The organism is Candidatus Zixiibacteriota bacterium, from assembly GCA_014728145.1.
In the GTDB taxonomy this organism is placed as follows: Bacteria; Zixibacteria; MSB-5A5; order JAABVY01; family JAABVY01; genus WJMC01.
Genome location: WJMC01000213.1, coordinates 1 through 11,930, shown reverse-complemented (window position 1 = coordinate 11,930; position 11,930 = coordinate 1). Strand labels below are relative to the sequence as shown.

The 11,930-nt window shown below is 50.3% G+C and carries 10 protein-coding genes; 5 read left to right on the top strand and 5 right to left on the bottom strand.

What is annotated here, in order from left to right; all coding sequences use genetic code 11:
- Nucleotides 1–78: 78 nt before the first annotated feature.
- Both GF404_12100 and GF404_12095 read left to right on the top strand, forming a co-directional pair.
- On the top strand, nucleotides 79–315 hold the full coding sequence (locus tag GF404_12100) for a hypothetical protein (GenBank protein ID MBD3382924.1): 237 nt from the start codon (nucleotides 79–81) through the stop codon (nucleotides 313–315).
- A 103-nt stretch (nucleotides 316–418) separates the two neighbouring features.
- A complete protein-coding gene (locus GF404_12095; protein ID MBD3382923.1) occupies nucleotides 419–2,584 on the top strand; it encodes a hypothetical protein in 2,166 nt (721 codons plus the stop codon).
- A gap of 58 nt (nucleotides 2,585–2,642) precedes the next feature.
- Here the strand turns inward: GF404_12095 and GF404_12090 are convergent, their stop codons facing one another.
- From GF404_12090 to dusB, 5 genes are read right to left on the bottom strand one after another with little or no spacing between them, the layout of a single operon-like run.
- Complete coding sequence (locus GF404_12090) at nucleotides 2,643–3,626, bottom strand: hypothetical protein (GenBank protein ID MBD3382922.1); 984 nt, start codon at nucleotides 3,624–3,626, stop codon at nucleotides 2,643–2,645.
- A gap of 50 nt (nucleotides 3,627–3,676) precedes the next feature.
- Nucleotides 3,677–4,666 (bottom strand): electron transfer flavoprotein subunit alpha, encoded by a 990-nt coding sequence (locus tag GF404_12085; protein ID MBD3382921.1) that lies wholly within the window; start codon nucleotides 4,664–4,666, stop codon nucleotides 3,677–3,679.
- Between the two features lie 2 nt (nucleotides 4,667–4,668).
- Nucleotides 4,669–5,838 carry a nickel pincer cofactor biosynthesis protein LarC gene (gene larC / locus GF404_12080; protein MBD3382920.1) on the bottom strand — a complete coding sequence of 390 codons (1,170 nt, stop codon included), beginning with the start codon at nucleotides 5,836–5,838 and terminating at the stop codon, nucleotides 4,669–4,671.
- Entirely contained in the window at nucleotides 5,819–6,601 is a 783-nt protein-coding gene (gene larB / locus GF404_12075; GenBank protein MBD3382919.1) for a nickel pincer cofactor biosynthesis protein LarB, read from the bottom strand. The genes larC and larB overlap by 20 nt, the downstream gene beginning before the upstream one ends.
- Nucleotides 6,601–7,758 carry a tRNA dihydrouridine synthase DusB gene (gene dusB, locus GF404_12070; protein ID MBD3382918.1) on the bottom strand — a complete coding sequence of 386 codons (1,158 nt, stop codon included), beginning with the start codon at nucleotides 7,756–7,758 and terminating at the stop codon, nucleotides 6,601–6,603. The genes larB and dusB overlap by 1 nt, the downstream gene beginning before the upstream one ends.
- On the opposite strand from dusB, the gene GF404_12065 reads away from it, so the two are divergent.
- The 3 genes from GF404_12065 to GF404_12055 are packed head-to-tail and all read left to right on the top strand — an operon-like array spanning nucleotide 7,661 to nucleotide 11,649.
- On the top strand, nucleotides 7,661–8,353 hold the full coding sequence (locus tag GF404_12065) for an FHA domain-containing protein (protein MBD3382917.1): 693 nt from the start codon (nucleotides 7,661–7,663) through the stop codon (nucleotides 8,351–8,353). The two genes, dusB and GF404_12065, sit on opposite strands and share 98 nt — an antisense overlap.
- Complete coding sequence (locus GF404_12060) at nucleotides 8,353–9,081, top strand: metallophosphoesterase (GenBank protein ID MBD3382916.1); 729 nt, start codon at nucleotides 8,353–8,355, stop codon at nucleotides 9,079–9,081. The genes GF404_12065 and GF404_12060 overlap by 1 nt, the downstream gene beginning before the upstream one ends.
- A gap of 3 nt (nucleotides 9,082–9,084) precedes the next feature.
- Nucleotides 9,085–11,649 (top strand): protein kinase, encoded by a 2,565-nt coding sequence (locus GF404_12055; protein MBD3382915.1) that lies wholly within the window; start codon nucleotides 9,085–9,087, stop codon nucleotides 11,647–11,649.
- The last annotated feature ends 281 nt before the right edge of the window (nucleotides 11,650–11,930 follow it).

Below are 11,930 nucleotides of genomic sequence, written 5' to 3'. Positions count from 1 at the left end.
GTCAGGTCGAACCTGCACATGGCCCGTCTTAAGCTCCGCGAGGCCTTAAAAGATTACAGATAATTAAGGAAGGTCGCTATGCCCAAAGCCTTTCCCGATTTTGTTCAGGCGGCATACCGTCTGTTAGACGGTGAGATGTCGCCTGCAGAAGAGCGAGAGTTCAAAAGTATGCTCAAAGCTGAACCCAAACTGAAACAGGTCTTTGCCGAAATCCGGCAAGCCAGGCAGGCAATGCAGATTTACCGGCAGATTTTACCTCCCGCCTCGGAATTCAACCGCATCCGTCGCGAGCTGATCCAGCAGCTTTTCGCCTGATTTATATGATCTGAACTCATCTGTTGCAGATCTCCTCTTTCTAAAGCAATCCCCCCATTCTTACGATATTATTATTAAAATAATATCCAACAAAGGACTGCCTATGTTCAGACAAATCAGCTTCATTTTTGTATTGTTTGCCCTGTTATTCATGTCCGCCGACCTGATCGCCGAGGATATCAAGTCCGCAGGATCGACCCGGCAGATTAACGGCATTCCGCAGATGCTGTATCCGTTCGATTATGACTACGAGCAACAGCTTCGCGATGGTTCCGAGGTCACCTGCTCCATCCGTATGGCCGGTGATTCCTACTGGGCGGTCAGCTCCTGGCTGGTCGGCGATGAAATTTTCAAGACCTACCAGGTGCCGGAAGTGGTCGACCCGGGCTGTACTTACCCGTTCGCTGTCGAGGCCGTGGCGATGGAGCTCAATATCAATGCCGCCGGAACGCTCTGGGTATCGGTCGATGTCGAGTCTCTCGATTCAGTCCAGTCCACCGAGAACTGCCCATTCCCGGGCAATATCCTGGGGATATCCGATGAGCTCGGTTATGAAATAGTCGATCCCGGCCTGTACCTGATATGGGTACCGTTCAATGAACCTGTTACCGTCAACGGGCCATACTTCTGCGGATTCTATTTTGCCACAGACGTTACCTCGATGAATCCTGAGCTGATCGTCGACAACGATCCATATATGTGCGTAAACTGGAATAACTGGGGGGAGGGCTATGTCGACCTGGTCGACAACCCGTACTATACTTTTCCCGGCAACCTGGCCTTATATTCAATTGGTACAACCGGAGGCGGATCATCGCCTTCCCAGGCAGAACTCGACCTGATCTGGCCAGAGGACAGCACCACACAATCCGACCAGGTTTATATACGCCTGGCAGAGATTACTGACACACTCGACTATTCACACACGCAATTTGACTACTATGGTCCTTCAACCGGCTGGATGACTATCGGTACAGACAACAATCACTCGGTCTCATTGCGTAACTCGGTAGCGACCACCTCCTACCAGGACGGTTACTCGGCGGTCTGGGATATCAGCACCCTGCCGGAGGGATGGTATAAAATTGCCGCTAACCTGCACCTTACAGGCGGTGATCAGTTCGCTGATACCATGGATATCTATCTCGACAACACCCCGATCGAACCGACCTTCAGCACGCCCGTCTGGAACGGGCAGGTCTGCGACAATGTCATGCTCCAGGTCGATGTTAGCGATGAGGATGTCAATTACGTTCAGTTCGAGTACCGCTCCGCACCCGAAACAGTTGTATTCGACTTTCCAGCATTGATGCAGTCACGCTACGGTGACACCGACGGTGATACGCTGGATGGCAATTATTACAGTTCAGGCGAATTCGGCGATTTCTATAACGCCCCCACGGTAGTGGCCGCGATGGTCCGTAAATTCGCTGAACGCGGGTACACCGACCTTATCTATGACGGTGGTTCAATCCTGACTGACCGCCAGATCGTGGAGGAACTTGCCGACTCTATGAAACTTCGCGCCAATCTGGGAGCCCAGGATGATAACTTCATTTACTCGATAAAAGAGTATTTCGACCGCAAGGGATCCGCTTTTGTCTTTGACATGATCACTGACCTGGATGCCCAAACTATCGACAAGATCATCGGCTACCGCCAGGGCTGTGTGATGCTGGCTATTGGTGAGCCCTACGGTATCTGGCTCGGTGTCGAGGAATTCGTCGCCGACACTAATTCCGACGGTTCGCATTCGGCCGCACTGTACGATACTAAAACCGGCTCGACTGTGACCGCTGAGTTCTTGTTCGAACCCTATCCGCAGGTTTATTACAACGGTTCTTACCGGGTGGTCGACCTGGCACTGGGACTCTATCCCAAAAATGATCCGGCCAGTAAAACTTTCCTCGGATCCGACTTCAATCCGGGCGACGGCCTGACATTCAGCTGGGATCTGAGTGGAATAGACGATGGTTCCTATTACGTTTCAGCATTCTGTGTAGATTATTCCAGCCATATCGGCAGGAGTATGACACGCGCGCGGGTAACCTGTTTCGGGGATTATATCGCCGGCGACACCAATGACGACGGTACTTTGAATATCTCCGATGTGGTCTGGTTGATGAACTACGTCTTCCGCGAAGGCCCGGAACCGATGCCTTTTTTAATGAACGGCGACAACAATTGTGATGCCACCGTGGATGTATCCGATGCCACCTATATGATCAATTACATATTCACATACGGTCCACCACCCTGTGAAAGATAGACCATATAAGCAAAAAAGCCGGTCAAGTTTGACCGGCTTTTTTCTGGCAGAAATTGTATTAGAAGAAATATGATATCGTCACCCTGACAGCACGGATGACTCCGCGAACTTCGGTATCGGTATTGGCCAAAACGACCTGGTTGTCATCGTCGCGATAGCGCTGGAGCCCGTCTGTATCGATAGTGTAATCCTGGTAGGATAAATCAATTCCGGCCCAGAAAGCCTCAAACACATTCAGGTCGATATTCAGACCGCCCAGCACACCTGTGCCTCCGTCACCGCTGTTCCAGGCCTCGAGGGAATCGCTGCGGATTATATGATCGTCATAATCCTCGACACTGGCGAGAAATGTGCCCCCCAAAACAAGCTCGAGATTGAGGCGATCTTTGAAGGCCTCATAGCCGATTCCGAAAGCAAGATACGGCAAATCCAGGTTTTGTTCGTAGTACAAAACGTTTCCGGGCACTGCGCTCTGCCGGGGAGGATCGTATATAGTGCCGTCATTTAAATCTACATACCAGGTCTGCTCAAGGTTTTTAGCATAAAATTCGGCATTGAGCCTCTGGTAGGCGAAAATCGGTCTCAAATTTAACGATGCCAGCCTGAAATTGTAGCTGAACTCAATCTCCCAGTAGTCGAGTTCCGGATCCGGCTCCGCCCGGCCGTAGGCCAGGCGCTGGTCCTCGTCGGCGCTGGTGAGCCAGTCGAAATCCTCGAAATACTTCTCGACCTGGGAACGATACTGCCCCCAGAAACCGACATTCAACTGGAATCCGTAATACTCCAAATTGACATATCCGCCGGTCATGTAACTCGAATAGGGGAATTTGAGGCGGGAATGGCCGGTACCGAGCTGGACAGTACCGTCCTCGGAGAATACCGGGATATCCAGCTCATACTGAGTAAACCCTGAGAAGACCTCATTACCAAATGAAGCGGAGATATCCAGGCTTTCCCGTTTCTCGGCCTGCGCGAAAAGAACAGCAAAGCCGGCCAGGTTTATCAGAACAGAATAAACAATGACTTTAAGTATAAATTTCATAACTCTGTTACTATTAACCTGCCGGCTCGACTTATGTTCAATTTAAACTATTACTTGAGCTCTTTTTTGAATTTCTCGGTCATAGCCGGAACGACTTCAAACAGGTCACCTACGATACCGTAGTTGGCGACCTTGAAGATAGGCGCGTCTTTATCGCGGTTAATCGCCACTATCGTACCGGAGGACTGCATACCTACCAGGTGCTGGATCGCGCCCGAGATCCCGCAGGCGATATATAGTTTCGGGTTGACCGTCTTACCGGTCTGTCCGACCTGGTGAGAGTACTCGATCCAGTCGGCATCGACCACCGCTCGTGAAGCTCCCACAGCACCTCCGACAGCATCGGCGAGCTCCTGGATCAGCTTGAAGTGTTCGGGCGCTTTCAGGCCTCGGCCACCCGAGACGATAACGTCAGCTTCAGTCAGGTTGATTCCGCCCCCGCCGGCTCCAACATTTTCTTTGATCTTGGCCTTGCTGGCCACTAAATCGGTCGGTACATCCGGCTTTTCCGGGCTTCCCGAGCGGGAATCATCTTTATCAGCTTCGGGCATCACCTTGGGACGAATAGTAGCAATCTGCGGACGACTGTCGTCGAAGACAACTGTCAGCCAGACATTGCCACCATAAGCAGGTTTGGTTGCGACCAGGGAACCATCCTCTTTTATCGCCAGACCGTTGCAATCAGCTGCCAGGCCGACTTCGAGTTGAGAAGCCAGGCGGGCGAACAGCGCTTTACCGTAGAAAGTGGCCGCTCCCAGGAGAACCTCGGGCGGATTCTTTTTGACCAGGTCGGCCAGAAGATTGGAATAAGCATCATCATGAAACTGCATAAGTTCGGGATGATCGTAATAGACCACCTTGTCCGCGCCATACTTGAAAAGATCAGAGGCGACATCATCCATACCGGAACCGAACAACACTGCGGTTATCTCAGATTTTTTGGCTTCCGACAGCTTTTGAGCGGCGGCTAAAAGCTCGTAGGTAACTCCTGAAAGTTCACCCGCTTTCTGTTGCGCGAAGATCCAAATTCCTTCAGCCATCTCTACTCCTTTATCTGATTGATTTCGATTTCCAGATCCTTGTAAAGGTCTATTATACTCATTTTGTGCTCGATTGCCAACCTTTTAACCTCATCATACTCGGGATAAAACCTGCGCCGTCTATCATACTGGTAAACCTTGCAATCCAGTCTGCCGTAGGAAGTCTCGAATTCAATTATCTCACGCTTGAGCTTTACTCGCTCCATAAGATCGAAGCGTATCCCCGAAGTGGTCGAGTTAGCGAAGATGAATTCCGACAGCTTGTCTTTGCCTTCCGGATCAGCAATCACGGTCAAAAGCGTGCCCGGACGGTTTTTTTTCATCTGGACGGGGATTGTGAAAACATCGCGCGCCCCCAGTTCGAACAAACCTTCCACCAGAAAAGAATAAATCTCCGGGTTCATGTCATCGATATTAGTCTCGATCCGCAGGATTCGGTCGGACTGGAGATCAGTTTTTTTTTGCGCCACAAACAGCCTGAGCATATTAGCCAACTCGGGAAAGTCACGGCTTCCGGCACCATAACCGACAGCCTCGATCTCAAATTGTTCGAGCTGATTGAGCGGTTTTGCCAGGGTTGTGATTATAGCCGCGCCGGTCGGGGTAGTCAACTCATTGGAGACATCGCGAAAAACGACTGGGAATCCGCGCACCAGCTCGGAGGTCGCGGGTGAGGGGAGTGGTATCTTACCATGGGCGGCCTCGACGAATCCGCTCCCGAGAGAAATCGGCCGTGAGAGGACTTCATCAGCACCCATAAGTTCGAGAGCGATACAGCTCCCGACTATATCCACGATGGCATCGACCGCGCCTACCTCGTGGAAATGAATCTTTTCCGGCGTGCTGTTGTGAACTCTGGCTTCAGCTTGCGCCAGACGGGCGAAGATTCTTTTGGCGTTATTGGCCGCTTGCGGGCTGATCTTTGCCCCGTCGATTATTTCATGGATATCTTTGAGATGTCGATGGGCGTGCTCATGACCGATCTTCACATCGACTTTAACGCAGGCGATATGATGGCGCTCGGTTTGCTCCATTACGAGCTCATAATTCTTCAACGGCAGTTTGCTGAGTTCTTTTTTGAGATCGTCAAATTGGACACCGGCTGAAACCAGCGCACCGAGCACCATATCCCCTGCACACCCGGCAAATGGATCAAATATCAGGGTTTTCATATTTCTCCTTGGCCATCCTCACAATCCTGAAGGCGGCACAGGCCGCCCCGAAACCGTTGTCAATATTGGTCACCATGATTCCTGAAGAACACGCATTGAGCATCGACAATAGCGGGCTCAGGCCAGAAAAGGAAGTGCCATAACCGACCGAAGTCGGCACGGCCACGATCGGCTTGCCGGAAAATCCACCCACCACCGAGGCCAGCGCACCTTCCATACCGGCAACAACTATCAGCACCATAGCCTCCTGCAATTTTTCTTCTTCGCCCAGGAAGCGATGAAGCCCGGCCACACCGACATCGTAAATCGGTGCGGTGATCACACCCAGAAACTCGAGAGTCTCCCGGGATTCCTCGGCGACCGGAATATCGGAAGTTCCGGCGGTGATCACGCAGACCTCAGGAACGTCATCAGTATTGATTTTAGTTTTTTTCTTTATAACGAAAGTACGGGCCTCGAGGTTTTCTCTTCCCTGCGGATATTTGCTCTTTAGCTGGTCTGACACCTCGGGGTTCAGGCGTGTAGCCAGAACCGGCTGATCATCGGCCACCATCCGATCTACGATACCGATCACCTGTTCAGCCGATTTACCCTCGCAAAAGATCACCTCCGGCAGACCGGTGCGGAGACGGCGATGATAGTCCAGACGGGCGAACTGCAGGTTTTCATAGGGCTGAACCTTGAGCCTGCGGATTAATTCGGTTTCACTGAGGTCACCCTGTTTGAATTTTTTAAGAAGATCCTTGAGAGAACTGCCGTCCATCAGGCCACCTTGTCGATGTTTTCGAGATAGCGCTCGAAAAGGTTAACAATATCATCATAAGTTTCAACAGCGAACATGAGGGGTCGATAACTGGAAGCATGTTTCCATCCCCGGGTGAACCAGGCCAGATGTTTACGCATTTTCAGGCAGGCTGAACGTTCCCCGAAATCCTCGATCATCAAACGTGCAAATTCAAGCATAATATCAATTCTATCCGGAAGCTCAGGCTCACCCGGATCGTACCCCTGTTCGAGATATTGATTTACCCGCTTGAATATCCAGGGCGCGCCCATCGCCGCCCGGCCGATCATAACCAGGTCACACCCGGTTTGCTCGATCATCCGGGAAGCATCTGTGGGAGTACTGATATCTCCACTTCCGATTACCGAAATATCGATTGATTGCTTCAACTCGGCGATTTTCGACCAGTCGGAGTGGCCTTTGAAGCCATCGGAACGGGTGCGTGGATGAAGCGTCACGCAAACGGCTCCGGAAGATTCAGCTATCTTGCCGACTTCCAGGAAGTTATGATTGTCATGATCCCAGCCCAGGCGAAACTTGACCGAAACCGGAAGATCGGTCGCTTGCACGACCGCGGAGATGACATCCTCAGCCAGCTTCAGGTTTTTAACCAGGGCCGCTCCGGAATCATTTTTGACCACTTTTTTAGCAGGACAACCGAGATTGATATCGATCATATCCGCTCCGCAATCAGCGACGATTTTGGCCGCTTCAGCCATCAGTTTAGGTTTGTGTCCAAAAAGCTGAACTGCCAAGGGCCTCTCCATTTGCCTCATCTTCAACATAGCCAACGTCTTCCGATTTGCACGGACGAGCCCGTCGACGGAGATCATCTCTGAATAAACCATTGCCGCACCGTACCTTCGAGCGATAGTGCGATAAGCCGAGCCCGAAATATTTGCCAGCGGTGCCGAAACAACTTTGCCCTTTAGACTTAACATTTTGGCGCACATACCGACAATATAATTGTACGATCTCCTGCAGGCAAGCCCAATCTGCCTGTAAGACAAAGCACTACTTGGTATTAAAGGAGCTTGTATGCCAGAGATTATCGTTAAGTATGATGATCGGGTAATAGAGAAGGTTGTCACCGAAAAGCCCCGCATTTCGATTGGAAGAACTTCGGATAATGACATTGTTCTTGACAATCGCGGCGTTTCTCGCAAACATGCCTTAATTGAGATCGACAACGGAAGCGCCCTGATTATCGACAATGACAGCCTGAACGGAACTTTCGTCAATGATCGCAAGATTACCGAGGAAAACCTGCGCGACCAGGACAGGATTTCGATCGGCAAATACGACCTGGTTTTTAACGTTGCTAAACTCTCCCAGGAAAAACTGTCCGACATGGATGGAACCATGATCCTCCAGACCAAGGCACAACAGGATCGGCTGGCCAACGACCGCTCTCAGCGCGAGGTAACTTCCCGCCTGGGATGTTCCGTACTGGTGGGGGTGGATAACAAGGGTGAAAAAAACGAATACCCGCTCGACCAGGATGTCAACATGATCGGCAAGACCGAACTGTGTCAGATCAAGATTGGCGGATTTTTCGCTCCCAAGATGGCCGCGAAAATCGAGCGCAGTGGAATGACCCACACTTTGGTCAACCTGGCACGCCAGGGCCATGTCAAGGTCAACGGAGAAGCGGTCGAACGCTATGATCTAAAAAACAATGATCTGGTCCAGATCGGAAAGCAGTTCTTCAAATTTATCGAGGCTGTTTGATGAAAATCGGATTTTTTTCTGATGTTCACGCAAACTGGGAAGCCCTGTCCGCCTGCCTCAAAGATTTCGAAGGCCAGGGACTGAACAAGCTTTTTTTTCTGGGCGATGCTGTCGGTTACGGTGCTGATCCCAACCTGGTGGTGGAAAAAATCGAAGAGATTTGCGAAATCAGGATTCTGGGCAATCACGATGCCGCTGTGATCGGGATTCTCTCACCTGAATATTTCAACCAATACGCCCAGAAGTCGTTTTATCACACACGCAAAGTGATCGCCGAAGAAAACTTCAATATTCTAAAGAGTTTCGATGTAACAGCCGAATTTGACAAATTCTTTATGGTCCATGCGCTTCCGCGTGATCCACAGAGCTGGGGCTATATTTTAACTCTGGGAGATGCCGAAGAAAATTTCGGCAGCTTCAACACTCAGGTCTGCCTGATCGGCCACTCCCACAGGCCGGTAATCGTTGAAAAACATGGGGATAAACGTGCTGTACAAAGACGCGAAGAGACTATGGTTTTAGACCCTGATTGCCGATATATTATAAATGTGGGCTCGGTCGGTCAACCGCGTGATGGTGACCCCAGGGCCTGCTACATGGTTTACGACAGTGAAACAGATGAAATCAGCTACAGGCGAGTTGAATATGACCTGGCTTCTGCTCAGGCCAAGATGAGGGAGGCCAATATGCCTGGTTACCTGGTCGACCGCCTGAGTTCCGGAAAATAGATCATGAAACTGCCAGCATCGATAAAGGAATTCATAAAGACCAATCCGGAAAAATCGTTTGTCCGCAAACACCCGGGACTGGTCCTGTATCTGCTGATCACGCTTCTGATCACCGCGCTGTCTCTGGAACAGATGCCGGTATTCGAAAATGTGGAAAACAGTATTCAGGACGCCATGTTCTCGTTCCGCGGTGACCAGGCTGCCGGTGAAGATATCGTCCTTTTGAACATAGACGACAAATCGGTCGATTACCTCGGCAACTGGCCCTGGTCAAACCATACCCTGGCGCAGATGATCGAAGCGCTCGAGTATTACCAGCCCCTGGCGGTATATCTCAATTTCCAGCTCGAAAACCAGGTCGAGGACTATATTTCCGGAAATTCCCGGCTTTTGGCTGAAAACATCATGCAGTCCGGCAATATCATTTTACCCTACGACGTCATGCCGGCCCGGCGCACTCCCCGCAGTAACAGTGCACCCAAACAACTGAGTGATGTCGCCCTGCGTACTAAAAACGTGATCAGCAGTGACCAGGTGATCCTGGCTGGCAGAATCGAAATGCCGGAAAAAATGTTTTTCGCCTCGGCGGCTTATCTTGGCGCGAAAGTAAACTATTTCGACCAGGATAATCTCGTGCGCAGGCAACCGCTTGTGGTCAAGTATGAAAACAACATCTACCCTTCCAGCGAACTCGTACTCGCGGCCTATTATCTGCGGGATCGTCCAGAAAACATCATTTATAATCCTTCTCGCTCGATAGTTATTGGAGACAAGGAGATTCCTGTCGATCACAGTGGAAGACTGCGAATCAACTATCTCGGTGAATCAGACGTTTTTCCCAACTATTCGATTCGTGATCTGTGGGAAGGGCAGATTCCGGTCGATAAACTGGCCGGCAAACTGGTCATAGTTGACCTGGCAGTCACAGGTCAATATGATAAGCTCCGGACACCGGTCTCTAAAGAATATACCTCCGGCCAGAAACTGGCGACAGTGGTGCAGAATATCATCAAGGGCAATGTGATCCATTCGCTCAGTTCCTCTGCTACTCTCGAAATCCTGTTGATCCTGGGCATCGGCCTGTTCTGCGCTTTCATTATTCCACGCGTAACCTTGATGTATCGATTCGTCATCCTGATGGTTTCTCTATTCGTGATTATCAATATCAACTTCCTGCTGTTTTCGACATTCGATATAATTTCGAAATCATTTTATGCTATGCTGGAAATAGCCCTCTTCATGGCCGTAGCGCCGTTGATGAAGAGTAAGGAGAAAAAACCCAAACCGTTGCGCCTGAAAAATTACGATGTCAGCCGGGAAGCTGGCCAGATCGACGAGATGATTTCCTCCGCCAGCAAACATCCAGAGAAAAAATCCGGCGATGAACCATTTAAGAAACGTGCCAATCAATCCCGTCCGATCACAGGCAGTCAGCCGGTTGAAAACACAAAGGCTAAAAGCAATGAACCCCCACCCAAAACCGAACGGGTGGAAAGTGGTAACCTGGATGAACAATTCGTCGATACTGTCGAACTGTCCGATGATGATCATTCGGTTATCGATGCCGATCAACCATTGGTTTCTGCTTCCGATGAATCTTCCGATGAACTTTCGTTTGAGTCTCAGCCACTGAATCTCGAGGAACCCGAACCAAACGCCCCTGACCTATCCAATGATTCCAGTAGCGAGATCAAGATTTCTTTCGATGAAGCCGGTCGACCCAAGGAATTCGGACGCTATAAAATTATCGATGTGCTCGGACAGGGTGCTATGGGCACTGTTTACAAGGGCATGGATCCTGCTATCGGTCGCCCGGTCGCTCTCAAGACGATCCGTTTCGATAAACTGGCCAACCCGGATGAGATCGATGAACTGCGCCAGAGATTCATGCTGGAAGCCAAGGCGGCCGGCAACTTCTCTCATCCGAATATCGTGACCATCTACGATGTCGGCCAGGATAAGAATATCCAGTACATCGCCATGGAGTATCTCGAGGGCCGCACGCTTGAGGAAATCATTGAACGCAAAACCAGTTTCAATTTCAAGATTGCCGCCAAAGTGATTATGCAGATCTGTGGCGCGCTTGAATATGCCCATGAACGCCATGTGGTCCATCGCGATATCAAGCCTGCCAATATCATGGTGCTGGAGAATTTCTATATCAAGGTCATGGATTTCGGCATCGCTCACCTGGAATCATCGAATATGACCCAAACCGGAATCGCAATGGGCACGCCGAATTACATTTCGCCCGAACAGCTAAACGGTAAAGATGTCACCAAGTCTTCGGATATCTTCTCGCTGGGCGTAATGATGTATGAGATGTTAACCGGCGAGAAACCGTTTACCGGAGAAAACATCTCCAGCTTGATAGTAAAAATACTGAATCATCAGCCACCTCCACCCTCACAGATCGATGATAAAGTACCGCCGCTCCTGGATCATGTGGTTGCCAATGCGCTCGAAAAGGACCCGCTCAGCCGTTATCACTCGGCCCGTGAGATGGCTAATGCGCTCAGCGATTTCGTCGAATCCTTCAGCTCCAGCCATAAAGCGGTCAAGTACTGATTCACTTACAGTAGCTAAAACTCTCCGAAATTAGAGAATCGTCAGGAAGGTTAATCATATGTGCCGTCAGGTGATGATTCAGTCTTCGTGTCTGAATTGTCACCTGACGATTTTCTTACATGATTCTGTCATTGCGGGCGACCAATGGGAACGTGTGCCCTAATTCAATAAGTTCCTGTATCTCACTATAATAATAAAAAATGATACTACACTACATATACGACTAACGATCAGAAGCGTTCAAATCCGCTGGCGGGCCGGGGTATATGTACTCTGGATCC

What these genes read in the sequence shown, in the direction of transcription:
- GF404_12100 (MBD3382924.1), top strand. Translation starts at nt 79, where the DNA reads ATGCCCAAAGCCTTTCCCGATTTTGTTCAGGCGGCATACCGTCTGTTA.
- GF404_12095 (MBD3382923.1), top strand. Translation starts at nt 419, where the DNA reads ATGTTCAGACAAATCAGCTTCATTTTTGTATTGTTTGCCCTGTTATTC.
- GF404_12090 (MBD3382922.1), bottom strand. Translation starts at nt 3,626, where the DNA reads ATGAAATTTATACTTAAAGTCATTGTTTATTCTGTTCTGATAAACCTG.
- GF404_12085 (MBD3382921.1), bottom strand. Translation starts at nt 4,666, where the DNA reads ATGGCTGAAGGAATTTGGATCTTCGCGCAACAGAAAGCGGGTGAACTT.
- larC (MBD3382920.1), bottom strand. Translation starts at nt 5,838, where the DNA reads ATGAAAACCCTGATATTTGATCCATTTGCCGGGTGTGCAGGGGATATG.
- larB (MBD3382919.1), bottom strand. Translation starts at nt 6,601, where the DNA reads ATGGACGGCAGTTCTCTCAAGGATCTTCTTAAAAAATTCAAACAGGGT.
- GF404_12065 (MBD3382917.1), top strand. Translation starts at nt 7,661, where the DNA reads ATGCCAGAGATTATCGTTAAGTATGATGATCGGGTAATAGAGAAGGTT.
- dusB (MBD3382918.1), bottom strand. Translation starts at nt 7,758, where the DNA reads ATGTCATTATCCGAAGTTCTTCCAATCGAAATGCGGGGCTTTTCGGTG.
- GF404_12060 (MBD3382916.1), top strand. Translation starts at nt 8,353, where the DNA reads ATGAAAATCGGATTTTTTTCTGATGTTCACGCAAACTGGGAAGCCCTG.
- GF404_12055 (MBD3382915.1), top strand. Translation starts at nt 9,085, where the DNA reads ATGAAACTGCCAGCATCGATAAAGGAATTCATAAAGACCAATCCGGAA.